We start from the raw sequence: 24,566 nt of genomic DNA, 5'->3' as shown, positions 1-24,566 counted from the left end.
CGGACGGGGTGGTCTCCGGACCCTGCCGGGGGCCGGTGACCGCCCCGTCGTGTCCCCCGGACGCACCGTCCGCATGGTGCACCGGCGCGGCGGACCCTAGCGTCCTTTCCGGGGCGGTATGTCACCGTCGCCCGTAAGGGGATCGCCGATGACGAACGAGCAGGAAGTCGATGTCGTCGTGGTCGGCTCGGGCTTCGGCGGCTCCGTCGCCGCGTACCGGCTCGCCGGGGGCGGTCGGTCCGTCGTGGTCCTGGAGCGCGGCAAGCCGTACCCTCCCGGCAGCTTCCCCCGGACGCCCGCCGGGATGGCCCGCAACTTCTGGGACCCCAGCGAGGGCCTGCACGGGCTGTTCGACATCTGGTCCTTCCGAGGTCTCGAAGGCATCGTCTCCAGCGGCCTGGGCGGCGGATCGCTGATCTACGCCAACGTGTTGCTGCGCAAGGACGAGAAGTGGTTCGTGCGCGAATCGCCGCTGCCCGGCGGGGGGTACGAGAACTGGCCGATCGGCCGCGCGGACCTCGATCCGCACTACGACCAGGTCGAGCGGATGCTCGGCGCCACGCCGTACCCCTATGACGACACGCCGAAGACCGCCGCCATGCGGGAGGCCGCGGACCTGCTGGGCCTGCACGTGTCCCGGCCGCCGCTCGCCGTGTCGTTCGCCTCCGCGCCCGGCGAGGAGCCCGTCCCCGGCGCGCCCCTCCCCGAGCCGGCGTACGGCAACATCCACGGCCTGCCCCGTGAGACCTGCCGCCTGACCGGCGAGTGCGACCTCGGCTGCAACCTGGGCGCCAAGAACACCCTCGACCACACCTACCTGTCGGCCGCGCGCGGGCGCGGCGCCGACATCCGCACCCGCTGCGAGGTACGCGGCTTCGCACCCCGGCCCGGTGGCGGATACGAGGTCCGTTACGTCGTCCACGACCCGGCCCGCGAGGGGCACCGCACCCCCACCGGCCGGCTGCCGATGCGCACGATCCACTGCAAGCGCCTCGTCCTCGCCGCCGGCACGTTCGGATCGACCTACCTCCTCCTGCGCAACCGCTCCGCGCTGCCCGGCATCGGCCCCGCGCTCGGCAGCCGCTTCTGCGGCAACGGCGACCTGCTCGGCCTGGTCCTCAAGGCGACCGGCGGCTCCGCGGGAAGCGGGCCGCGCGGGCTCGCGAGCAGCACGGGCCCGGTCATCACCAGCGCCATCCGCGTCGGGGACGAACTCGACGGGGACGGCTCGACGGGACGCGGCCACTACGTCGAGGACGCCGGCTACCCGGCCTTCGTGGACTGGCTCGCGGAGGCGGCGCAGGTACCCGGAAGCACCCGCCGTACCGTCGGGTTCGGCCTCCACCGCCTGCGGTCCCGGCTCGGTCTCACCCCGGAGAGCAACATCAGCGGCCGGCTCGCGCAGCTCCTCGGGCCCGGGGTCTTCTCCGACTCCTCGCTGCCGCTCCTGGGCATGGGACGGGACCTCCCGGACGGCCGCATGAGCCTGCGCCGGGGCTATCTCGACATCGACTGGACCACGCTGACCTCGCGCCGCTACTTCGCACGCGTACGGCACACGATGGCCGGCGTCGCCGCGGCGCTCGGCGGCGAGTTCCACGACAACCCGCTGTGGTGGACCCGTCGCGTGGTCACCGTGCACCCGCTCGGCGGCGCGCCGATGGGGCGTCATCCCGCCGAGGGCGTCTGTGACGCGTACGGCGAGGTCTTCGGGCACCCGGGGCTGTACGTGCTCGACGGCTCCGTCCTGCCCGGACCGGTGGGCGCGAACCCGTCGCTCACCATCGCCGCCTTCGCCGACCGCGCCTGCGACCGCATCCTCGAACAGCCCCTGGCACCACGGTCCGCGACGGCGCCCACGGTGGGGGCGGCGGCGGACGGCGAGCGCCCCACGAGTCTGTCGTTCACCGAGGAGATGAAGGGATACCTCGCGCTCGACGTCGCCGACCCCGAGGAGGGCGAGGCGATCGGCCGGGAGCGGAACCAGCGGCTGATGTTCCGGCTCACGATCACCGCGGACGACGTCGACCGGTTCGTCGCGGACCCCCGGCACCCGGCGGCCGCGACCGGTCATGTCGAGTGCGACCTGCTCGGCGGCAGGCTGCCGGTCGAGGCGGGCTGGTTCGACCTGTTCACCCGCGCCGACGCGCCGGACCGGCGCCGGATGCTGTACCGGCTGCACCTGCGCGACCCGGGAGGCAATCCGCTCACGCTCGTCGGACACAAGGAGGTGCACGACGACCCGGGGTTCGACGTCTGGAGCGATACGTCGACCCTGTACGTCCGGATGCTCGCAGGACACGTGCCGGCGGACGCGACCGGGGACACCGGGGACACCACCGGCGAGGGCGACACCGACGCCCCGGTGCTCGGCGCGGGCGTCGTCGTCATCCTCGCCGGCGACTTCGTCCGGCAGCTGTCGACGTTCCGCGCCTCGGGGCCGCATCCCGCGCGCGCGATGGAGAGCTTCGGCCGGCTGTTCCTGGGCGAGTTGTGGAGTGTGTACGGCTCCCATTTCACGCCGACCGGGGAGCGCGCGTGAAGGTGCGCGAGCTGCGCGGACACGCCGACGAGCTGGGTTTCACGCCGCAGGAGCAGGTGCGGTGGCTGGCCCCCCGGCAGCTGGCCCGTACGGCGGTCAAGGCCGTTCTCGCGGCCGTCTTCGCCGGCTACGCGGACAAGCGGGAGTTCCAGGAGGTGCTGGAGGCGGACCTCCTGGAGGCGCCGCTCGTCAGGCCCGCCCCGCGGGAGTTCTGGTTCGACTTCGTGGCCGACCTCGGCGACGGTTTCGACGCGACGAGCTCGGTGGCGTGCACGCTCGCGGAGGAGGAACTCGCGGTCGGGCGCCCGCCGCTCTCGCTCCCCCGTGGCTCCCTCCTCGTCCTCGGCGGCGACGAGGTGTACCCGGCGGCCTCCGCCCAGGGCTACGAGGACCGCATGAAGGGCCCCTACCGCGCCGCCCTGTCCGAGGCGCCGGACCGGCCGCTGATGGTCGCGCTGCCGGGCAACCACGACTGGTACGACGGCCTCACGGCCTTCCTGCGGATGTTCACCCAGCAGCGGTCGATCGGCGCCTGGCAGACCCGGCAGACCCGCAGCTACTTCTGTGTGCGCCTGCCCGAACGCTGGTGGCTCGTGGGCCTGGACAGCCAGCTGGGCTCGTACTTCGACGACCCCCAGCTGCGCTACTTCGAGAAGCACCTGTCGGCGAACCTGGAGGACGGCGACGGCGTGATCGTCTGCTCGGCCGAGCCGACCTGGCTGGACAGCGCGGAGAGCGACGCCGACGCCTTCAACGCCCTGCACTGGTTCGACCGCAACGTCATCCGCACCCGCGTCGATCCGGCCTCGGGCGAGCGGGTCGCGACGAACGCGTCGGTACGGCTGTGGCTGACCGGCGACCGCCACCACTACGCCCGGTACGCCGAGCGGCTGCCCGGCGACCCGCACGATGCCGAGGTGCCGGCGCCGGATCCGCGGCGGCGCCAGATGGTGACGTGCGGCCTGGGTGGCGCGTACCTCGCGGCGACCCACCGGCTGCCGGCGGTGGTGCCGTTGCCGCCGCACGGGGCGCGGCTGCGCGACAAGGACGAGCCGCCGGTCGAGTTCGCCCGGATGGGGACGACGTACCCCGACGCGGCGCGGTCGCGTCGACTCGCCCGGGGCATCGCGGTGCCGTGGTCGGGACACTGGCTGCCGTGGCGCAACGGCGGCTTCGCCCAGCTGACCGCGGCCGGGCACGTGATCCTCTTCCTCCTGATGAGCTTTCTGTTCGCGCTGGCGGAGGGCGTGCTGCGGCCGGTCGACGCCGTGCGCCGGGCCGGGGTCGGCGATTTCTGGGGCTTCGGCGCGGTGTGTCTGGGCGTGGCGGCGGGGCTGCTGGTGCTCGGGTTCCTCGGCCGGCTGCTGCGCCGGCGGCGGGCCTCCCCGCCTTCGGGCCCGGCGGTCGCCGTGCTGGCGCAGATCGTGGTCGCGCTGGCCGCACTGGTCGTGACGGTGGCGATTCCGTTCCCTGCGTCCTGGGACGGCTGGGTGGTGCTGTTCGTGTGCCTGGCCGTCGCGGCCGTGTTCGGGTCGGTCGTGGGCTCGGGCGTGTTCGCGTTGTGGGTGCTGTCCGCGCGGGGCGGCGAGGTCGCGGAGTGGCAGATGTCGGGCCAGTCGATCGAGGACCACAAGGGCTTCCTGCGCCTGCGCATCGCGCCGGGTGGCGATCTCACCCTCTACCCGCTGGTCCTGGAGTCGATCTGCCGCGACTGGAGGCTGGTCGACGCGCCCTTCGGCGGGAAGCGGCCCGAGCCCGCCGTGAAGCCGGCCGTACGCCTGATCGAGGACCCCGTCGTCATCTCCCGGGAAGCGTGAACGCCATGACCGGCACACCCCAGTCGCATCCACCGACGACCCGCCGTGACCACGTCACCGAGGTCCGCCCGTTCACCGCGCTCGACGGACGTCCGCTGACCCTCGTCCACGTCCGGGGCGGTCGCCCGCCCACCCGCGGTCCGGTCCTCGTCGTGCACGGTGCCGGCGTGCGCGCCGAGCTCTTCCGGCCGCCGCTGCGCCGCACGTTCGTCGACGCCCTGATCGACGGGGGCTGGGACGTGTGGCTGCTGAACTGGCGCGCGTCGATCGACCTCGATCCGGTGCCCTGGACGCTCGACCAGGCCGCCGCGTACGACCATCCCGCCGCCGTCGCGCACGTGCTCGCGGCGACGGGCGCCGACCGGCTCAAGGCCGTGGTGCACTGTCAGGGGTCGACGTCCTTCATGATGGCCCTGTCGGCCGGGCTGCTGCCCGAGGTGGAGACGGTGGTCAGCAACGCGGTGTCGCTGCACCCGGTCGTCCCGCCTCTCTCCACGTTCAAGCTCGCCCGTCTGGCGCCGGTCGTCGGCCGGGTGATGCCGGCCATCTCGCCGGCCTGGGGGGACCGGCCGGCCGGCCCGCTGTCCCGGCTGATGGTGTGGTTCGTGCGCGCCACGCACCCGGAGTGCCGCAACTCGGTGTGCCGGATGGTCAGCTTCACGTACGGCAGCGGCCGGCCGGCCCTCTGGTCGCACGCGAACCTCGACGAGGCGACGCACGACTGGATCCGCGGTGAGTTCGCCGAGGTGCCGATGAGCTTCTTCGCACAGATGAACCGGTGCGTCCGGGCGGGTCAGCTGGTCTCGACGGAGGGCATCGAGACCCTCCCCCGGGCCTTCGCCGACCGGGCGCCGCGAACCGACGCGCGGATCGTGCTGCTGGCGGGGGAGGACAACCGGTGCTTCCTGGCCGAGAGCCAGCAGCGCACGTACGACTTCCTGAACAGGCACCGGCCCGGCCGCGACAGCCTGCACATGCTGCCCGGTTACGGCCACCTGGACGTGTTCCTGGGCCGCCGTGCGGCGACGGACACGTACCCGCTGATCCTCGAGGAGCTCGCCCGATGAACCGGATCCTGCGCCTTGCCCGGCTGGGGTTGTCGGCCGTGCCGTCACCGGTGCCGCGCCGGCAGCGCAGGCTCGCCGGACGGCACGCGCTGGTCGACGGCATCCCCTTCGAACTGCCCGTCGACTCGGTCGACACGCCCGCCCTGATGGCCGGGTTCACCGTCGACCGCGCGGCGGCGGCGCGGCTGCTGCCCGGCGACGAGCTGCATCCCGTGGCGCTGCCCGGCGGCAAGGGGCTGCTCGTCATCACGGTCGTCGACTACCTGCGCACGGACATCGGCCGGTACATCGAGTACTCGATCGCGATCGCCTGCACCCACGGGCCGCGGCCGGCCCCGCCGCTGCTGCCGGGGCTGCTGCGCGGCACGTTCGGCACCGGGCAGTACGTGGTGGACCTGCCCGTCAGCAGCGAGATCTCGGTCAAGGGCGGCAAGGGCATCTGGGGGATGCCGAAGCACCGGGCCAGCCTCGACTTCAAGGTCGGCGCATCGGCCGTCTCCAGCCAGTACGAGGTCGACGGACGGCTCGGGATGTACGTCGAGATCGAACGGCCGCCGGCGACCGCGCTGCCGCTGCGGGTGGGCGCGGTCAACTACTGCGCGTTCCGCGGGATGCTGATGAAGTCCTCCGTCTACCTCGACGGCAAGGCGGACATCGCGGTCGGCCGGCGGGCCCGCGCCCGGCTCGTCGTGGGCGACGCGCCCCGGGTCGCCGGACTGCACGGCCTCGGCATCGCCGACGACCCGCTGTTCACCGTCTATCTGCCCTCGGCCCAGGGCGTGCTCGACGACCACTTCGAGTGCTGGTTCCTCACCAGCGGGGAGCCGGGGCGGACGTACGGGGAGCCGTTGGGCAGCGTCGTCGGGCTCGGCCTGTCGGAGGACTGGCCCGACCCTCCCCGCCTCGACGTCGGAGCGGACCCGTGAGCCCGGCGGGGACCGGCCGGACTGCGGCGGGCGCCGAAGGACCTGCTGTTCGGGGTATCCGTCGGGCGGCTGCCGCGCGGCGCGGGGGCCGGCCCCACGGGTTCGGGATATCTGTGGTCGCGGACGGCGGTCGGCCGTGACCGCCACTGCCCGGAAAGGCGGGACTCCGTTGGCCGTTCAGCCCGTTCCCGAGGGATATCCGCGCGTCACGCCGTATCTGTGCGCCGACCCGGCCGCGGACGCGATCGACTTCTACGTCTCCGTGCTGGGCGCGACCGAGCGGATGAGGATGCCGGCGCCCGGTGGCAGGATCGGCCACGCGGAGCTGAAGCTGGGCAATTCGGTCCTCATGCTGGCGGACGAGTACCCGGAGCTGGGGTTCCGTTCGCCGAAGTCGGTCGGCGGCACGCCCATCACGCTGCACGTGTACGTCGAGGACGTCGACGCGGTCTTCGCCAAGGCCCTCGCGCGGGGCGCCAAGGAGCTGTCGGTGGTCAAGGACGAGTTCTACGGCGACCGCACCGGGCAGTTCGAGGACCCGTTCGGTCACCGCTGGAACGTCGCCACGCACGTGGAGGACGTCCCGGCGGAGGAGATGGACAAGCGGGCCAAGGAGGCCCTGAAGGCCATGGAGACCGGGGCGGACGGCGACTGAGTCCGGACGGCGACTGAGGCGCGGCTGAACCGCGCCCGCCGGGCCGCCGGCGTCAGGCGGTCTTCTCCATGCCGGGTCGCAGCCGCCCGAGCAGGCCGTACAGGAGGGCGCTCTCGGCCTCACTGAGGGTGTCGAGGGCGCCGTGGGTCGTCTGCATCTCCTCTCGGACGCGCCGGATCGTCTCGCGGCCCTTGTCCGTCGCCACCACGTTCTTGACCCGGCGGTCCGCGGGGTCCGGCTCGCGGCGCACCAGCTCTCGGGACTCCAGGCGGTCCACGATCCCGGTGACGTTCGACGCGTCGCACACCAGCAGGGTGGCGAGGGCGCGCATCGGGAGCGGCCCGTCGAGCTGGGCGAGCAGCTTGGCCTGCGTGGACGTCAGCCCGTGGTGGGCCGCGGCGGCGGCGAAGTCGCGCCACTGGGCCGTGCCGATGGCGGCGAGGAGCTCCAGGAGCTGGAGCTTGGTGGGGGTCTCGGTGGCCGTCGTGCTCATGCTTCGAGCGTACTCAAGATCCTTCACATTATCAATTGTTTACTTGACCTTCTTAACTATTGAGGTCTACCTTCGGTGAAGTACTTGACGACATAAAACATCTACGCCCTGAAGCACTGAGAAGGTCCTCCACGCCATGAGCAACGCCACGCAGCCGTCCACCGACGGGCAGAGGCGCGAGACGGTCATCGTCTTCGCGCTGAGCCTCGCCGCCATGGTCGTGTCGATGATGCAGACCCTGCCGGTCCCGATCCTCGGGCTGATCCGCACCGATCTCGGCACCTCGGCCGCCAACGTGAGCTGGGTGACCACCGCCACGCTGCTCTCCGCCGCCGTCTTCACCCCGCTGCTCGGCCGGTTCGGCGACCAGCACGGCAAGAAGCCCACGCTCGTGGCCGTCCTCGGCGTCATGGTCGCCGGTTCCGTGATAGCCGCCCTGGCGAGCTCGCTGCCGCTGCTCATCGTGGGCCGGGTCCTGCAGGGCGCCGCCACGGCGATCTTCCCGCTCGCGCTGTCCGTGCTGCGCGAGGAGGTCCGGCCGCAGCGGCTGCCCGGCGCGATGTCGCTGGTCAGCGGCACCCTCGCGTTCGGCAGCGGCCTGGCGCTCGTCGCCACCGGCCTGCTGACCTCCGGCTCCGGCGCCGACTACCGCAACGCCTTCTGGATGGCGACCGGCTTCGCCGTACTCGCCCTGCTCGCCGTGCTCTTCCTGGTCCCCGCGACCCGGCACAAGACCGGCGGCCGCACCGACTTCCTCGGCGCGCTGACCCTCGGCATCACCCTGCTGCTCGTCCTGCTGCCCGTCTCGCAGGGCCACGAGTGGGGCTGGACCTCCACCCGCACGCTCGGCAGCTTCGCCGGCGCGGCCGTCATGGCCGTCGTCTGGGTCTTCACCGAGCTCAAGGTCCGCGAGCCGCTCGTCGACATGAAGATGTTCGTCCACCGTCCGGTGCTCATGGCCAACCTGGCCGGCATCCTCGTCGGCTTCGGCATGTTCGCGAACTTCCTGGGCGTCTCCTACCTCGTCCAGATGCCGGAGGCCCTCACCGGCTACGGCTTCGACGCGTCCATCCTGCGCGCCTCCGTGCAGTTCCTGCTGCCCGGCGCGATCGTCTCGCTGCTCGCCTCCCCCATCGGCGGCCAGCTGGTCCGCCACCGCGGCCCGCGCACGGCGCTCACCCTGGCCGCCGGGCTCGGCGCGCTCGGCTTCGGCTGGCTCGCCCTCGACCACGGCCACACCTTCTCGGTGATCGGCGCGGGTGTCGTGGTCGGTGCGGCCGTCAGCTTCGGCTACGCGGCCATGCCCGCCGTCATCATGTCGAGCGTCCCGCACCACCAGAGCGGCATCGCCAACGGCATCAACTCCATCTCCCGCTCCACCGGCAGCGCGATCGGCAGCGCCGTCGTCACCACGATCCTGGCCTCGCAGACCATCGAGCACCTGCCGGCCGGCGTCCCGGCGCTGCCCGCGGAGTCCGGCTTCACGCTCACCTTCTGGATCGGCGCCACGGCCTTCGCGCTCGTCGCGGTCATCGCCCGCTTCGGCCTGCGCGCCGCACAGGGTCCGCGCACCGCCCAGGCGAGCACCCCCGTCACCGAGGAGGCCGAGAAGGCCGAGAAGGCCGCCGAAGCGGCGGCGGTCTGACGGGGCCGGCCCGGAGCTGACGGACTGCTACGGCGTCGCCGCCGACGGCGGCGCGGACGTCATGGGCCTCCCCCACGCCGACCTCAGGCCCGGCTCGCCGGCCGACTTCGTGCTCGTACGGGGCGAATGCCTGCCCCAGGTCGTCGTGGACATGCCCCGGCGGGACATGGTCGTGCACGGCGGCGTCGTGGCCCGGGACGGGGTCTTCCTCGACTGAGACGGGATCGGGTCGCCCGCCGGCAACGGCATCGGCCGGGGCCGCCGACAGCGTCGGTGACCCCGGCCGATGCGGACCGGCCAGGCAGGCGGCTCAGGGCGACTGGAGCGCGAGCCGGACCGCGAAGCCGATCAGGAGCAGGCCGGTGACCTGCTCGACACGGGCGCGTACGCGTGGCCTGCGCAGCACCTTCCCGAGCCGGTCCACGGTGAACACGTACAGGCTGAACCACGTCAGGTACAGCGCGGCGAACACCAGCGACAGCGCCATCGCCCTCGGGAACACCTGCCCCTCCGGAGGGAGGAACTGCGGCAGGAAGGTCACGAAGAACAGGGCGACCTTCGGATTGAGCGCGTTGGACAGGAAGCCGTGCCGGACGTGTCTGCCGGCGACGGCACCCTGACCCTCCGCGTCCTCGTCCTCGGGCTGCTCGCGCAGGGTGCGGCGGGCGCCGCGCAGCGTCGCGACGCCCATCCACACCAGGTACACCGCGCCCACCACCTTCAGGACGGTGAACGCGGTCGCCGAGGCGAGCAGCACCGCCGAGATGCCGAGCACGGCCGCACCGACGTGCACGACCAGACCGAGGACGCCGCCCACCATCGTGAGCAGCCCCGCCCGGCGCCCGCCCGCGAGCGCGCTGCGGGTGATCAGCGCCTGGTCTGGCCCCGGGATCATGATCAGGACCAGGGAGGCGGCCGCGAAGGTCAGCACGAGGCGTTCCTCTCCCGCGCGGCCACCGAGGCGAGGGCGCCGGACAGCGCCCGCAGCACGGGCGCCGGCCGCTCCCGCAGGTAGAAGTGGCCGCCCGGGAAACGCCGTACGGTCACCTCCGCGTCCGTCAGTTCCCGCCAGGCGTCCAGCTGCTCGGCGGTGACCCGGTCCTCCGTGCCGCCGAGGACCGTGATGGGCACGGACAGGGGTTCCCCGGGCCGGTGCGCGTACGTCTCGAGGATCTCGTAGTCGGCGCGCAGGGCCCGGGCCGCCAGGGCGACCAGGTCCTCGGAGGTCATGATCTCCTCCGGGATGCCGCCGTGCAGCCCCGATACGGCCTCGAGCAGCTCCCGGTCGCCCAGCCGGTGCAGCTGCGACGCGGCACGCGGCAGATGCGGGGCCGGGTAGCCCGAGACGACGAGGTGCGCCGGGAGCGGCCGCCCGGCCGCCCTGAGCGCCCGGGTGAACTCGAACGCGACGAGCGAGCCGAAGCTGTGGCCGAAGAACACGAACGGTTCGTCGTCCGGCCGTACCCCGTCGAGGAGCGCGTCGACGAGCGCGCCCATCGACGTGATCACCGGCTCGCGGGTCCGCGAGCCGCGTCCGGGCAGCTGCACCGCGCACGGCTCGGCGGTCCGCAGGTCCCTGGCCCAGCGCAGGTACTCGGCGGCCGAGCCGCCCCCGTGCGCGAAGCAGTAGAGCTTGGGGGCGGCCGGCCGGGGTGCCCCGCCGAGGATCCAGCGGGGCGGTGTGGGGGTGCTCACGGGCTCACACTCCCGCGGGCAGCGGTGCCGTCAGGTGCCGGGCCACGGCGTCCGCCGTGAAGTGGTCGAGGACGTCCCGGGGGCGGACCGGGATGCCGAACTCCTCGGCGAGGCCCGCGCACATGACGAGCGTGGTCGCCGAGTCGACGCCCAGTTCGTCCAGGGGCGTGGTGGGGTCGATCTCGTCCGCGGAGATGTCGAGGATCTCCGCGAGGAAGCCGGCCACCCACGCCACGACGGCGTCGGCGTCCGGGCGCCTCGCCGCCTCCGGCGTCGTCCGCGGCGCCCGGTCGGGGCCTGCCTGCTGCGTCTGGTTCATCACTTCTCCCCGGGCATGAGCTCGGACGGTCCGAGAAGCTGCTCGAGGTAACCGTCGAGCGCCTCCACCGTCGTGTACTGGAGGACCGTGCCGACCGGCACGGAGACGTCGAAGGCGGACTGGAGGTGCGAGACGAGCCGCGCGGCGAGCAGCGAGTCGCCGCCCGCGTCGAGGAAGTCGTCGTCCAGGTCCACCTGGCTGAGGCCGAGCACCTCGCGCCAGATCTCGACGAGTTTGCGCTGCCGGTCCGTGCGCGGCGGCTTCGCCGGCCGGCCGCGGGTCGCGCCACGGGCGCCCGCCTTGGCGAGCGCCGCGCGGTCCACCTTCCCCGTGGCGTTGAGCGGCAGCTCGTCCAGGCCCAGGATCTGGGCCGGGACCATGTGCTTGGGCAGTCGCTCGGCGACGAAGGCCCGCAGCGCGTCGGGGGCGAAGCGGCGGCGGGTGTCCGGTGCCTGGGCGACGATCACGTCGAATCCGACGGAGGCGGGACCCCCACGGGTGGTGAGGACCTCCGCGCGGTCGAAGCCGGCGGCGGCGAGCTCGGCGGTCCACTGCTCGCGGGAGAGCAGGCAGTGGCGGGTGCGCAGCTCGGTGTCCTCGAAGTTGTCGAAGCCCTGCTGGAGGCCCATGACGAGGTCGAACCACGGGTGGAAGGTGGTCTGTTCGACCATCAGCAGGATGCCGCCGGGCGCCGTCATGGAGCGCAGGTTGCGCAGGGTGGGGCGGATCCGCTTCATGTCGTGCAGCACGCTCGCGGCGACGACGAGGTCCGACGCCTGGTCGCCGAAGCCCTGGACGGCGGGCGGCAGGTCGAGGTCGAACAGGTCGTAGCGCACGGCGGGGTGGTCGGCGAAGAGGGTCTTGGCCCGGTCCGTGAAGTAGCGCGAGATGTCCGTGAAGACGTACTCCGTGCGGTCATCGGGCAGCAGCGGCAGCAGGTGCCGGGTCAGCGACCCGTAACCGGAGCCCACCTCCATGGCCTTGAGCGGCCGGTCGGCGGGCCACTGCTCGGCCAGCGCGCGCACGGCGTCGGCGGCGGCCGCGTAGGTGGGGCCGAAGAGCCGGTCGTAGACGCCGGGGGTGCGGTCGGAGGCGTACAGCTCGGCGGAGTGGACGCTCTGGGTGAGGACGTCCGCGAGGCCGCCGGCGAGCGACAGCATCCAGTCGGTGACGTCCTCGTCGATGCCGAGGACCTCCTTGAGGACATCGCGCGCGCGGGCGTGCAGCTCGGCGGGCAGGGCTGCCGGGAGCTCCCGCGCGACGGTGAGCCCGTCGGGTCCCGAGCTCAGGTGGCCGGTCGCCTCGAGGCCCGCGACGGCGCGGGCCAGCCAGCGCTCGTAGCGCGGGGCGACGCCCGCTCCGCGCAGCGCCGCCGGGTCGAAGGCGGCGCCCGTCTCGTGCGGGAGGCCGAAGGACCGGAAGGCCGCGGCGGTGGCGACGGTGTACACCTCGTCGAGCACGTCCCACGCGGCCCGCAGTCGCTCGGGGGCGGGGCCCTCGCCGGGCCGGCCCGCCGTGGAGCCGAGCGCCTGCCAGGTGTTCCGGCTCGCCTCGGGCTCGGCCTGCTCGGTCACGAACAGCGTCTCGTCTCGGGGCGAGGGCACGACGTACCCGAAGAGGCGCGCGGCGCCGCCGCCGTCGGCCGACTTCACCACCACGGAGGCGTCCACGCCCGGGTGCCGGGACAGGGTCGCCTCGATCTCGCCGAGCTCGACGCGATGTCCGTTGATCTTGACCTGGCCGTCGCGGCGGCCGAGGAACTCGATGGTCCCGTCGGCCGTGTAGCGCCCGAAGTCACCGGTGCGGTAGAGGCGTTCGCCGGTGCGGGGATGCGTGACGAAGCTCGCCTCGGTGCGCTCCTCGTCGGCCCAGTAGCCGCGGGCCAGGCCGATGCCGCCGATGTACAGCTGGCCGGCCGTCCACACGGGGCAGGGCTCCATGCGCTCGTCGAGCACGTGGAAGGTCTGGTTGAGCAGCGGAACGCCGTACGGCACGCTCTTGGCGCCCTGCGGGACCTCGTCGACGCGGTGGTAGATGGACCAGATGGAGGCCTCGGTCGCACCGCCCATGCTGATGATCTCGGCGTCCGGCCACAGGTCGTGGATGCGGCGGGGCAGGTCCACGGGGATCCAGTCACCGCTGAGCATCACGAGCCGCAGGCTCTCGGGGACCTCGCCGCCCGCTTCGAGGTGCTCGACGAGCATCTGCATCTGCGCCGGTACGGAGTTCCACACGGTCACGCCGTGCTGGCCCATGACCTTGGCCCAGTGGGCGGGTTCGGAGCGCATGTCGGGGTCCGGCAGCACGAGCGCGGCGCCGGCGGCGAGGCTGCCGAAGAGGTCGTACACGGACAGGTCGAAGCCGAGGTCGGCGAGGCCGAAGACGCGGTCCTCGGGCCCGACGCCGAAGCGCTCGTTGATGTCGACGACGGTGTTCAGTACGGCGCCGTGCTCGATCATGACGCCCTTGGGCGTGCCCGTCGAGCCGGAGGTGTAGAGGACGTACGCGAGGTCGTCCGGCCGGGCGGGTCCCGAAGGCCTGCGCACGCCGTCGCCGCCGCCCGGGGTCCCGGCTCCGTCGACGAGGAGGCGCGGCACGCCGTCGGGCCAATCCAGAGCGGCGTCCAGGGCGCTGTCGGTGACGACCGCGGGCGCCTTGCCGTCGGCGAGGATGCCGGCCCGGCGCTGCGCCGGGAGGGCGGGGCCGACCGGGAGGTAGGCGGCGCCGGCCATCATCACGCCGTACGCGGCGGCGACCTGGTCCGGACCCTTGTCGAGGGTGATGCCGACCAGGCGGTCGCGCAGCGCCTCGCCGGCGCCGGCGGCCTCGACCTGCCGGCGTACGGCGTCGGCCCGGGCGGCGAGTTCGCCGTAGCCGATCTCCCGGGTGGAGGTGAGCACGGCGGGCCGCTCGGGGTGGGCGGCGGCCTGGTCGAGGAACGGCTCGTGGAGCAGTCCCCCGGGGCGCGGGCCCTCCGTCGCGTTGGCGTCCTGGCGCCCCGTCAGCTGGTGTGCGGGCAGGGTGACGGACAGGTCCTCGCCCCACAGCTCGTCCTCGTGGGCGAGGCGGGTGACCAACCCGCAGTACGTGGCGAACATGTCGTCCAGGAGCCCCTCGGGGAACAGCTCCTCCACGCAGTCCCAGGTCAGGTCGAGGGACCCGGTGAAGTCGACGACCTGGTGGTCGAGCCAGACCTGCGGGGTCTGGCTGACGCGGTAGGAGATGTCGCCGAAGTAGTCCATGGCGCCGGACACGTCGGCCGCGGTGCCGAGGCCGCTGGTGAAGACCACGGGCATCGTCTCGAAGCCGCTCTGCAGTCCCAGCCTGCGCCGTTCGCGCAGCGTCTGGAGGGCGCTGACCTGGCGGTGCCGCAGGTCCTTCTGGAGCTGGGTCTGGGTGTCCTCGGCGCGCTCGGTGAGCGAGCGTCCCGAGGAGGCGTCCATCTCCAGGAGGCAGATGGAGGTGAAGTCGCCGACCATGCGGCGCAGGTGGGGGTGGACGACCCGCTTGCCGGCCTCGTTCCGCTCCAGGATCAGCGGCAGACGGTTGAACAGGGTGAGGTTGAGGGTGAAGCGCCGGGTGCCGCTCCAGACCGCGAGCACTTCCGAGAAGATCGCCGCGAGGACGGCGGTCGGGGTGAGGCCGCGTGCCTCGCAGCGCTCCTGCAGACGCTTCCAGTCCTCTTCGGGGAGGTGGAACTCGCGGTGCGTGAAGCGGGGCTTGTGGATGCTGACGGGCGACTTGGCCAGCGGCAGGTCCGGCGGCGGGGCGAGCGTGGTGGCGCGCGAGGTCCAGTAGTCGAGGGCGTTGCGGTGGCGCGGCGCCTGGGAGCCGCGCTCCAGGGCCAGCGCGTAGTCGCGGAACGTCACGTCGACCGGCGGCAGTTCGAGCTCGGCGTCCCGGCACAGCGCACTCCACTCGCTGAACAGCAGCGTGAGGCTGGCCAGGTCGACCATGAGGAGGTCCACGCTGACGTGCAGCCGGTCGTGGTCGGGCAGCCGGGAGAGCCGGATGTCGAACAGCGGCCAGTCGGCGGCCGTGTAGACGTGGTGGGACATCTCCTCGCGTATGCCGGTCAGAACCTGCTCGGCCTCTTCCTGCGGCACCGACCGCAGGTCGGTACATCGGACCTCGAACTTCGGTACGGAGGCGAGGACGCGTTGCTGACCGTCCTCGTCCACGATCGCGCGCAGCATGTCGTGGCGCTCGATCAGGGTCCGCCAGCTGCGGGAGAGCACCTCGGGATCGAGTCGTCGCCCTTCGAGTTCGAAGTACGCGTGCGGGGCGACGTTGCCCAGCACGAAGTTGGATCCTCTGCCGACCCAGTAGGCGTACTGGATCTCGGTCAGCGGGAACTTCTCGAACCGGTCGTCGGCCCGGGGTGACCGGCTCGTACGACTGTTGTCCGTCATTGCTTTCCCTCTCATGAGGAGCCTGCTGATCCGCGGCGTCGCCGGAGCGACGTACGCGGCCTCATCGGTCGACATCCGCCGGGTTCCGGCGGAAATCGTGCGGCCCGGATATCGTTTGTTGAAGCCGGGAGAGTTGAAGGAGCAAAGGGAAATGAGCCGGTGAAAGGCACGGCCGGCCGCGACGAAGGCACGGCGAAGCCACCGCTCCGGGCGGCATGCCCTCTTCCGATTCCTTGACCCCCTCGCAAGCCCCCGTGGAGCCCATTCGGACAGCAGGACCGAAAGGGCCCGCCCATTAGAACCGTCAAGGGTGCATGGGTCCACGGTGACGACCGTCACGTTTCACCGGGGTGCCTGAATACTCAGGTCCATTCGGCGGCCGGAAGGCGCGAAGGTGACAGACGGGGCGCGGAACCGAGCCGGAAACTTGACCGAAAGTGGCTGAACCAAGGGGCGTTGGCCGACTTCGCACGTCCGATACGGCTCTGCGCGGCTAGCCTTTCCGCATGACCGAATCGGCCTCCCACCAGCACCCTTCGTCCCTCACCTACGGCGATGTCAAGGCGGCCACCGACCGCATCGCCGCGCACATCCGACCTGTCTCGATCGCCCCCGCCGACGAGGTCCACTTCGCGCTGGAGTACCTGCAGCACACCGGCTCCTTCAAGGCCCGCGGCGCGCAGAACTTCCTCCTGGCCCACCGCGAAGCCGGCACCCTGCCCGCCGCCGGGGTCACCATCGCCTCCGGCGGCAACGCCGGGCTCGCCTGTGCATGGGCCGCCCGCCGGCAGGACGTCCGCGCCACCGTGTTCCTGCCCACCACCGCCCCCGAGGTGAAGGTGGACAGGCTTCTCTCCTACGGCGCCGACGTGCGGCTCGTCGGCACCGAGTACGCCGACGCCCTGGCCGCCTGCGAGACCTTCGCGGCCGAGACCGGTGCGCTCGCCTCCCACGCGTACGACCACCCGCTCATCGCCGCGGGCGCCGGCACCCTCATGGAGGAGATCCACCAGCGGATCCCCGGTCTCGACACGGTCGTCGTATCGGTCGGCGGAGGCGGCCTGCTCGCCGGGGTCGCGACCGCGGCCCGGCACCACGGGATCCGCACGATCGCGGTCGAACCGGAGAACTGCCGGGCCCTCAACGCCGCGCTGGAGGCCGACGGCCTCGTCGACGTCACCGTCGACTCCGTCGCCGCCGACTCGCTCGGCGCCCGCCGCGCCTCCGCCGCCGCCCTGCAGGCCGCCCGCCAGGACGGCGTCCGCTCCGTCCTGGTCCCCGACGCCGAGATCGTCCGCGCCCGCCGCGACCTGTGGGACCGGCACCGCATCGCCGTGGAACACGCCGCCGCCACCGCGTACGCCGCCCTCACCTCGCCCGGCTGGCGGCCCGCGAGCGGCGAGAAGGTCTGCATCGTCCTGTGCGGCGCCAACACGGATCCCGGCGACCTGGTGGGGCCGGCGCGGTAGCGCCCGGCTCAGGGGGCCCGGAAGGCAGGCCGGCCGGCCCCCGGGAATCCCTGTGCCGGAAAGCGTCCGCGTCACCCGCGGGGCGCCAGGACGTCCAGGGCCTCGTCGAGGGTCGTCGCCGCCATGATCAGCGAGAGGTGCGTGAACGCCTGCGGGAAGTTGCCCAGTTGCTCGCCGGTCGGGCCGATCTCCTCCGCGAACAGGCCGACGTGGTTGGCGTACGTGAGCATCTTCTCGAAGGTGAAGCGGGCCTGCCTGACCCGCCCCGCGCGGGCCAGCGCGTCGACGTAGAGGAAGGTGCACAGGCTGAACGTGCCCTCCGAGCCCAGAAGCCCGTCCGGGGAGGCGCCCGGGTCGTAGCGGTGGACCAGGCTGTCCTGGACGAGTCCGCGTTCGATGGCGTCGAGGGTGCTCAGCCACAGGGGGTCGGTGGGGTGCAGGAGGCCCGCCCGGGGGATGAGGAGCAGGGCGGCGTCGAGGACGTCGCCGCCGTAGTACTGGACCAGGGCCTGGCGCCGTTCGCTCCAGCCTCGGTGCATGATCTGCGTGAAGATCTCGTCGCGTGCGGCCCGCCAGGCCTCCCGGGCAGCCGGCCGGCCGAACTCGTCGGCGAGGCTCAGCCCCCGGTCGAAGGCCACCCAGGACATCACCCGGCTGAAGGTGAAGTCCCGCTGCCCGCCCCGGGTCTCCCAGATGCCCTCGTCCGGCCCGTCCCAGGACTTGGCCAGCCAGTCGAGCAGCGCGGACACGGCCTGCCAGCCCCGGTAGGTGGGCCGGATGTCCAGGCCGCGCCCCTGCGCGAGTGCGTAGAGGGCCTCGCCGTAGATGTCGAGCTGCAGCTGGTCGGCCGCCCCGTTGCCGACGCGTACGGGCGCGGAGCCGCGGTATCCCTCGAAGTCCTCCAGGATCTCCTCGGGCAGCCACGGGTCCCCGTCCACCCGGTACATGATCTGCAGTGGGCGGCCCCCGGCGGAGGGCGCGCCGGCCCGTTCGGTGACGCGGTCGGTGAGCCAGCCGGTGAAGGCGGCCGCCTCGTCCACGAAACCGAGGTCGAGCAGGGCCCGCACGGCGAGCGCACCGTCCCGGATCCAGGTGTAGCGGTAGTCCCAGTTGCGCTCGCCGCCGACGAGTTCGGGCAGGCCGAGGGTGGCCGCGGCGATCGGGGCGCCCGTGGGCAGATAGGTGAGCAGCTTCAGGGTGATGGCCGAGCGGTGCACCATGTCGGGCCAGCGGCCGCGGTAGTGCGCGGTACGCACCCATCTCTGCCAGAAGTCGACGGCCTCCCAGAGCGCCGCCTCGACCTCGCCCGGCTGCGGCAGCGGCGGGGCGGGCTCCTCCGGCCCCGCCACGGTGAAGGCGGCGCCGGCCACACCGCCTTCGTGGAGGGTGAGGCTGCCGTGGACGTCGTACAAGCCGTCCTGCGCCAGGGGGACGTTCGTCTGGAGGAACGCGGCGATTCCGGGGGCCCGGAAGGCGGCCGTACGCCCGTCGACGCTCGTCTCGTGCGGGTTGCTGCCGAAGCCGAAGCGCGGCCGGCACTCCAGGGTGAACGTGACGGTGCCGCGGGTGCACCGCATCACCCGCAGGATCGCGTGCCGGTCGGTGGGGCGGCCGGTGCGGTCGGGCGGCATCCAGTCCATCAGCTCGCCCACGCCGTCGGGCGACATGAAACGGGTGACCAGCACGGCCGTGTCGGGGTAGTAGAGCTGCTTCACCGTCACGTCGGGCGCGTCGACGGAGAGCCTGAAGTACCCGCCCCGGTCGTGGTCGAGCAGCGCGGCGAAGATGCCCGGCGAATCGAAGCGGGGGGCCGCGAACCAGTCGACCACGCCCTCGTCCGAGATGAGCGCGACGGTCTGCAGATCGCCCACCAGGCCGTGATCGGCGATGAGCGGATAGCGCTTCACCCTTCCACTATCGGCGACGGCGCGGAATGCGGCCGCTCGACCGCGGGCGCCGTCGACGACGGCCCGGGATACGGCCACCCGGCGGGCGGCTCCCGGACGCAGCCCGTTCGGCGGCACCCGAGGTGCCGCCGCCACGCGGAGAGCGAACACTCGACAGCGACGGCCACCACGCCGTCGGCACAGTGAGCGCGGTTTCTTCCGCTCGGGGACACTCCTATCCGGACTCGGCGGTGCCATGAACGCAGGAAGCCCGGCCAAGGGCAGCGGTTCGACGCAGAAGGGCGCCCTCTACCGGCTCGGGCACTGGTGTGCCCGGCACTTCGTCGTGGTGATCGTGCTCTGGCTGGCGGCCCTCGTCGGACTCCAGATCGTGAACCGGGCGGTGGGCGGCGAGTACTCGGACGACTTCGCCCTCCCCGGGGTGCAGTCCGCGGAGGGCCTGGACGTCCTGAAGGCACACGATCCGGCAGCCGGCGGTTACGGGGCCCAGGTCGTTCTCAACCGTCCCTCCGGGCCGCTCACGGCCGAGTCCGCCGCGGTGAACTCGGCCGTCGAGGCGCTGCAGAAGCTCCCGGACGTCCTCACCGCCCAGAACCCGCTGCCACCGCCGGGCACGCCCCCGCCGGCCCCCTCCTCGACGCCCGACACCGGCCCGCTGTCCACGGACGGCAAGACCGCGTACATCACCATGCGCTTCAGCGTCCCGCCGTCCACCCTCGGCACCGAGTACCTGACCGGCGTCGACAAGGCCGTACAGCCGCTGCGCGACGCGGGCATCACCGTCGAGTACGGCGGCCCGCTCGGCGAACTGGCCAGACCGGAGGCCGACGACCGCACCAGCGAGGCCATCGGCTTCGCCGTCGCGATCGTCGTGCTCCTGATCGGCTTCGGCAGTGTCATCGCGGCCGTCCTGCCGCTGGTCACCGCACTCATCGGGGTGATCTGCGGACTCGCGCTGCTCGGTCTGATGGCGGCGGCGTTCACCTTCGGCACGGTCTCGCCGACCCTGGCCACGATGATCGGCCTCGGCGTCGGCATCGACTACGCGCTGTTCCTGATCACCCGTCACCGCCAGAACCTCATGGACGGCCGCGATCCCGCCGACTCGGCCGGCCTGGCGACCACCACCAGCGGCCGGGCGGTCCTGGTCTCCGGGTGCACCGTCATCATCGCCCTGTCCGGGCTGTGGGTCTCCGGTGTCACCTTCATCGGCAAACTCGGCCTGGCGGCCGCGTTCACGGTGGTCACCGCCGTCATCGCCGCCGTCACCCTGGTCCCCGCCATGCTCGGGCTCGTCGGCCGCCGGATCGACCGCTACCACGTCCGCAAACCCGTCGCCGAGACCGACGCCGAGCCGGGCGCCCCGGCACACGGCACCTGGCACCGCTACGCGCAGCGGGTGGAGAAGCGTCCCTGGACCTTCCTCGTCTGCGGCGTCGTGGCCCTGCTCGTCCTGGCCTTCCCGCTGCTCTTCATCCAGCTCGGCCACATCGGCGACGGCGCCGATCCCGAGTCGTTCACCGACCGGCGCGCCTACGACCTGATCTCCACGGCCTTCGGACCCGGTGCCAACGGGCCCTTGACGCTGGTGGTGGACCAGTCGGCGGTGCCGGCCGGCGACCGGCCGGCGCTCGCGACCAAGCTCCAGCAGTCCCTCACCGGCGTCCCCGACGCCGCCTCCATCACCCCGCTGCGCGCCACCTCGGACGGCGACGTGCTGATCGGCACCGCCTACTCGGTCGCCTCCCCGCAGGACGAGCGCACCACGGAGCTCACCAACCACCTGGTGGACGACGTACTGCCGCAGGCGGTGGCCGGGACCGGCGCGCACGGGTACGTCACCGGCACCACGGCCGCCCAGGTGGACTTCCTCGACATCGTCTCCAGCCGACTGCCGCTGATCATCGCGGTCGTGGTCGCGCTGGCCTTCCTCGTCATCCTGATCGTGTTCCGGGGACTCCTGGTCGCCGTCAAGGCCGCCGTCCTCAACGTGCTGTCCATCGCCGCCTCCTACGGCGTCGTCGTGGCCGTCTTCCAATGGGGCTGGGGCGGCCCCGCCCTCGGCGTCTCCGGCAAGGTGCCCATCGAGAGCTACGTGCCGATGATGATGTTCGCGATCGTCTTCGGCCTGAGCATGGACTACGAGATCTTCCTGTTGTCGCGGGTGCGCGAGGCCTGGCTGCGCACCGGCGACCCCAAGGCGAGCGTCGCGCACGCGCTGGAGATCACCGCCCGGGTGATCACCTGCGCCGCGCTCATCATGGTGAGTGTCTTCGCGGCCTTCATCGTCTCGGACAACATCGTCGTCAAGATGCTCGGCCTCGGCCTCGCGGCCAGCGTCCTCATCGACGCCACCATCGTCCGGCTCCTGCTGGTCCCCGCCGTGATGACCCTGCTGGGAAAGCACGCCTGGTGGACCCCGCGCTGGCTCGACCGCATCCTGCCCCACCTCGACACGGAGGGCGAGGGCGCGCTCGAGCCCGAGGCGGAGAGGAGTCAGTCGGCGTAGGTCCCGAACTCGGCGACCTCCGGCGTGCCCGTCGAGCCGGTGACCTCGAAGGTGACCTTGGCAGAAAGCCCTTTCTGCCCGGCGCCGAAAGGGGTCCTCCGTACGGCTGACAAGGCCCGCGGAACGAGTGGGCCCCGGTCGAGGGCGCGCCATCCCGCCCCCACTCACGTAACGTGGGACATGTCCCAATGCGCCCCATTCCAAGGGGATTCTCGATGACCACACTTCCCGGATACCGAAGCAACCGGATCGTCGAGTTGATGCAGGAACGCGGCGAGCGCCGCGACGCGCATTGGCTCGAGGAAGCCCTGCAGCAGGCCGCGATGCTGGAACTCGCCACGCTGCCGCCGTATTTGTGCGCGATGTGGTCCGTCAAGGATCAGAACGCGCAGGTGCCGAAGGCCATCAAGCGCATCGTCTTCGACGAGATGTCCCATCTGGGACTCGTCGGAAATCTGCTCGCCACGATCGGCGGCGCCCCCCGGCTCGCGGGCCAGGACGTGGTGCCGGTCTATCCCGGACCGCTGCCCGGCGGAGTCCGACCCGGGCTGGTCGTCTCGCTGAGCGGCATGTCGAAGGAGACCGCGGAGCTGTTCTCCCGGATCGAGGAGCCGGACGAACCCCTGGCCGAGGCGCGCACGCACACCTCCATCGGCGCGTTCTACTCCGCGATCCTGGACGCCTTCCGGGCCCGGCCCGACCTGATCACGGGCGGCCGGCAGCTGGTCAAGGACATGGCCCACCACGGGGAGGGCAACAGCATCGTGGCGATCACGTCGCTCGCCGACGTCGAACAGGCCATCGCCGTGATCAAGGAACAGGGCGAGGGAACCACGGCGTCACCAGCGAACCCGCACCCCGGCCCCAGCCCGGAGCTCGCCCACTACTACGTCTTCCGGGAGATCTTCCGCGGCCGCAGACTGATCAAGGTCTCCGAGAACCCGGATCGCTGGGACTTCACCGGGGACGAGATTCCGATGCCCGAAGCCTTCCCCATGGCGACCGTGCCGCCCGGAGGCTGGGTGACCTCGGGCGCGGCGATACCCGACCCCGACACCAAGGTGCTCCTCGACCAGGCCAACCGTGCGTACAGCACGATGCTGCGCGCCCTGGAGAAGGTCTGGCAGACGGACGACGCCACCGTGGCGGACGACCTGATGACGGCGGCCGTCATCGAGATGTCCCGCATCAAGATCGCCGCCCTGAAGCTGAGGACACGCCAACTCTCCGACGGCAGCGGAAGGACGTACGGACCGGAGTTCCTCTACACGGACGCGTGACCCACGGAGCGCGCGAGCGCGCCCCGTCACTCGAAGCGCGTGGTGTCCCCGGCTCCGCGCCGTACGATCTCCGCCTCGCCGCTGGAGAAGTCGACGACCGTGGTCGGTTCCGTGCCGCAGTCGCCCGAGTCCAGGACGGCGTCCAGGGCGTGGTCGAGCCGCTCCTTGATCTCCCACCCCTGCGTCATCGGCTCGTCCTCGTCGGGCAGCAGCAGGGTGCTCGACAGGAGGGGCTCACCGAGCTCGGCCACCAGGGTGCGCGCGACGACGTGGTCGGGGATGCGGACGCCGACCGTCTTCTTCTTCGCGTGGAGCAGGCGGCGCGGCACTTCCCTGGTGGCGGGCAGGATGAAGGTGTACGGACCGGGTGTCGCCGCCTTGATGGCACGGAAGACGTCGTTGTCGATCTGCACGAACTGGCCCAGCTGCGCGAAGTTCTCGCACACCAGGGTGAAATGGTGGCGGTCGTCGAGGCGCCGGATCGACCGGATCCGTTCGAGACCGTCGTGGTTGCCCAGCTGGCAGCCCAGCGCGAAGCAGGAGTCGGTCGGATACGCGATGAGGTCCCCGGCACGGAGGCGGTCGACCACCGTGCCGATGGTGCGCGACTGCGGGGTCTGCGGGTGGACGTCGAAGTACTTCGCCATCTTCCGACCCTACGCGATGAGATGACGCCCCGGCGCCACCACGCGCCACCGCCGTTCCGTGCGCGCCGGGGCCGCCGCGCTCACTTCGCGTCGCGCGTACGCCAGCGGTGCACCGCCTGCCCGCGGAAGTCCGTGGGACTCATGCCGTACGCGGCGCGGAAGGCGCGGCTGAAGACGGCGGCGTTGGGGTAGCCCCAGCGGGCGGCGATGGCGTGCACGGGGCGGCCGAGGAGTTCGGGGCGGGCCAGGTCGGCGCGGCAGCGTTCGAGCCGGCGGCGCCGGATGGAGGCGGCGACGGTCTCCTCCCGGCCGCGGAAGAGCAGGTGGAGGCGGCGCACCGAGATGTGGTGGTGGGCGGCGATGGCCGCCGGGGTCAGCGCGGTGTCGGCGAGGTTGTGGTCGACGAAGGCGTCGATCTGCGCCAGCAGGGCCTCGGCCCGGGCCTCGCCGGGGAGTTCGTCGACGACGTCGAGGTGGGTGGCCGCGCAGGCGGCGAACAGGTCGAGGGCGACGCCGTCCAGGCGGGCCAGCTCGTGCGGCGCGAAGTCCGCTCCGTGGGCGGCGACGGTGCCGAGGAACTGGGCGAGGACGGCGCCCATGCCCGTGTTGCCCGCGAGGCGCCGGGCGAGCAGCCGCTCGACGCGGTCCGGCCGCAGCGGCACCGCGCTCTTCGGCACCTGGATGACCACGGCCCGGATCTGCTGGACGTTGTTGGGGCTGCCGGACTCGAAGGGCCGGGAGGTGTCCCACATCACCATGTCGCCGACCGTCTGCTCCGACTGGGTGCGCTGCTGCGAGAACCAGGTCGTGCCCTGGGCGAGCAGCGCCAGGTGGTATTCCTCCGGGTCGCTCTGCCGGATGAGCGCCGGTGTGCGCTGCGAGCGCAGCGGGGTGTACGTGAAGGTCGACACCGTCACGCGACCCAGGTCGAGGACGGTCGCGTCGCCCTCGAAGGGGTCGCTCAGCTCCTGCCTGATCGCGATCGGCGCGAGCTTGCGCGTGACCAGGTCGGAGAACCACTCGAACCTGTCCCCCGCGGGCAGACCCGTCGAGGTCACCGTCGACCACATCTCGTAACCCCCCACTTCCTCGGCGACTCCGGCCAACGCTAGGTCACATCGGCCGGATCACGGAACGACCGGCCCGGCGGCGGGCGGACGGCCGCGCCGTCGTCGGGTCGGTC

17 protein-coding genes and 1 pseudogene are annotated in these 24,566 nt (G+C 72.3%); 10 read left to right on the top strand and 8 right to left on the bottom strand.

Going from position 1 to position 24,566, the window contains the following annotated elements; genetic code table 11:
* Window positions 1–148: 148 nt before the first annotated feature.
* The 5 genes from ACIGEZ_RS29100 to ACIGEZ_RS29080 all read left to right on the top strand — a co-directional run bounded on the left by ACIGEZ_RS29100 (window position 149) and on the right by ACIGEZ_RS29080 (window position 7,007).
* A complete protein-coding gene (locus ACIGEZ_RS29100) occupies window positions 149–2,542 on the top strand; it encodes a GMC oxidoreductase (protein WP_399836720.1) in 2,394 nt (797 codons plus the stop codon).
* Window positions 2,539–4,359: a hypothetical protein gene (locus ACIGEZ_RS29095; protein ID WP_399836717.1), complete on the top strand. Its 1,821-nt coding sequence runs from the start codon at window positions 2,539–2,541 to the stop codon at window positions 4,357–4,359. Before ACIGEZ_RS29100 ends, ACIGEZ_RS29095 begins: the two co-directional genes overlap by 4 nt.
* Window positions 4,360–4,364: 5 nt before the next feature.
* Entirely contained in the window at window positions 4,365–5,426 is a 1,062-nt protein-coding gene (locus ACIGEZ_RS29090) for a hypothetical protein (protein ID WP_399836715.1), read from the top strand.
* On the top strand, window positions 5,423–6,352 hold the full coding sequence (locus ACIGEZ_RS29085) for an acetoacetate decarboxylase family protein (RefSeq protein ID WP_399836712.1): 930 nt from the start codon (window positions 5,423–5,425) through the stop codon (window positions 6,350–6,352). The genes ACIGEZ_RS29090 and ACIGEZ_RS29085 overlap by 4 nt, the downstream gene beginning before the upstream one ends.
* A gap of 169 nt (window positions 6,353–6,521) precedes the next feature.
* Window positions 6,522–7,007 carry a VOC family protein gene (locus ACIGEZ_RS29080; RefSeq protein ID WP_399836709.1) on the top strand — a complete coding sequence of 162 codons (486 nt, stop codon included), beginning with the start codon at window positions 6,522–6,524 and terminating at the stop codon, window positions 7,005–7,007.
* Window positions 7,008–7,059: 52 nt separating this feature from the next.
* On the opposite strand, the gene ACIGEZ_RS29075 is transcribed toward ACIGEZ_RS29080, so the two are convergent.
* Window positions 7,060–7,500 (bottom strand): MarR family winged helix-turn-helix transcriptional regulator, encoded by a 441-nt coding sequence (locus tag ACIGEZ_RS29075; RefSeq protein WP_399836706.1) that lies wholly within the window; start codon window positions 7,498–7,500, stop codon window positions 7,060–7,062.
* Between the two features lie 136 nt (window positions 7,501–7,636).
* Between ACIGEZ_RS29075 and ACIGEZ_RS29070 the strand changes: the two genes are divergently transcribed.
* The gene (locus ACIGEZ_RS29070) at window positions 7,637–9,145 is read left to right on the top strand and encodes an MFS transporter (RefSeq protein ID WP_399836702.1); all 1,509 of its coding nucleotides are present in this window, start codon (window positions 7,637–7,639) and stop codon (window positions 9,143–9,145) included.
* 13 nt (window positions 9,146–9,158) lie between these two features.
* Window positions 9,159–9,362 (top strand): annotated as a pseudogene (locus ACIGEZ_RS29065) (cytosine deaminase); the annotation flags it as partial.
* Between the two features lie 93 nt (window positions 9,363–9,455).
* Here ACIGEZ_RS29065 and ACIGEZ_RS29060 read toward each other — a convergent pair.
* From ACIGEZ_RS29060 to ACIGEZ_RS29045, 4 genes are read right to left on the bottom strand one after another with little or no spacing between them, the layout of a single operon-like run.
* A complete protein-coding gene (locus ACIGEZ_RS29060) occupies window positions 9,456–10,076 on the bottom strand; it encodes a LysE family translocator (RefSeq protein WP_399836699.1) in 621 nt (206 codons plus the stop codon).
* Window positions 10,070–10,840, bottom strand: a complete 771-nt coding sequence (locus ACIGEZ_RS29055; protein WP_399836696.1) for a thioesterase II family protein — start codon at window positions 10,838–10,840, stop codon at window positions 10,070–10,072. Before ACIGEZ_RS29055 ends, ACIGEZ_RS29060 begins: the two co-directional genes overlap by 7 nt.
* Window positions 10,841–10,844: 4 nt before the next feature.
* Complete coding sequence (locus ACIGEZ_RS29050; protein WP_399836693.1) at window positions 10,845–11,159, bottom strand: acyl carrier protein; 315 nt, start codon at window positions 11,157–11,159, stop codon at window positions 10,845–10,847.
* Complete coding sequence (locus ACIGEZ_RS29045; RefSeq protein WP_399836690.1) at window positions 11,159–15,571, bottom strand: amino acid adenylation domain-containing protein; 4,413 nt, start codon at window positions 15,569–15,571, stop codon at window positions 11,159–11,161. The genes ACIGEZ_RS29050 and ACIGEZ_RS29045 overlap by 1 nt, the downstream gene beginning before the upstream one ends.
* 506 nt (window positions 15,572–16,077) lie before the next feature.
* Between ACIGEZ_RS29045 and ACIGEZ_RS29040 the strand changes: the two genes are divergently transcribed.
* Entirely contained in the window at window positions 16,078–17,040 is a 963-nt protein-coding gene (locus ACIGEZ_RS29040) for a serine/threonine dehydratase (RefSeq protein ID WP_399836687.1), read from the top strand.
* A gap of 71 nt (window positions 17,041–17,111) precedes the next feature.
* On the opposite strand, the gene ACIGEZ_RS29035 is transcribed toward ACIGEZ_RS29040, so the two are convergent.
* Window positions 17,112–18,947 carry a glycoside hydrolase family 15 protein gene (locus ACIGEZ_RS29035; RefSeq protein WP_399836684.1) on the bottom strand — a complete coding sequence of 612 codons (1,836 nt, stop codon included), beginning with the start codon at window positions 18,945–18,947 and terminating at the stop codon, window positions 17,112–17,114.
* Window positions 18,948–19,182: 235 nt separating this feature from the next.
* Here ACIGEZ_RS29035 and ACIGEZ_RS29030 point away from each other — a divergent pair, with 235 nt between their 5' ends.
* Together ACIGEZ_RS29030 and ACIGEZ_RS29025 are read left to right on the top strand one after the other, a co-directional pair.
* Entirely contained in the window at window positions 19,183–21,456 is a 2,274-nt protein-coding gene (locus ACIGEZ_RS29030; protein ID WP_399836681.1) for an MMPL family transporter, read from the top strand.
* 215 nt (window positions 21,457–21,671) lie between these two features.
* Window positions 21,672–22,736 (top strand): ferritin-like protein, encoded by a 1,065-nt coding sequence (locus tag ACIGEZ_RS29025; protein WP_399836678.1) that lies wholly within the window; start codon window positions 21,672–21,674, stop codon window positions 22,734–22,736.
* Between the two features lie 26 nt (window positions 22,737–22,762).
* Here the strand turns inward: ACIGEZ_RS29025 and ACIGEZ_RS29020 are convergent, their stop codons facing one another.
* The gene (locus tag ACIGEZ_RS29020; RefSeq protein WP_399836675.1) at window positions 22,763–23,383 is read right to left on the bottom strand and encodes an L-threonylcarbamoyladenylate synthase; all 621 of its coding nucleotides are present in this window, start codon (window positions 23,381–23,383) and stop codon (window positions 22,763–22,765) included.
* Window positions 23,384–23,463: 80 nt separating this feature from the next.
* Window positions 23,464–24,441, bottom strand: a complete 978-nt coding sequence (locus ACIGEZ_RS29015) for a helix-turn-helix domain-containing protein (protein ID WP_399836672.1) — start codon at window positions 24,439–24,441, stop codon at window positions 23,464–23,466.
* Between the last annotated feature and the right edge of the window lie 125 nt (window positions 24,442–24,566).

It is taken from the genome of Streptomyces sp. NPDC085481 (assembly GCF_044541845.1).
Lineage (GTDB): Bacteria > Actinomycetota > Actinomycetes > Streptomycetales > Streptomycetaceae > Streptomyces.
Note: the sequence above shows the minus strand (reverse complement) of the source record. Positions and strands in the feature narration are given on the sequence as shown.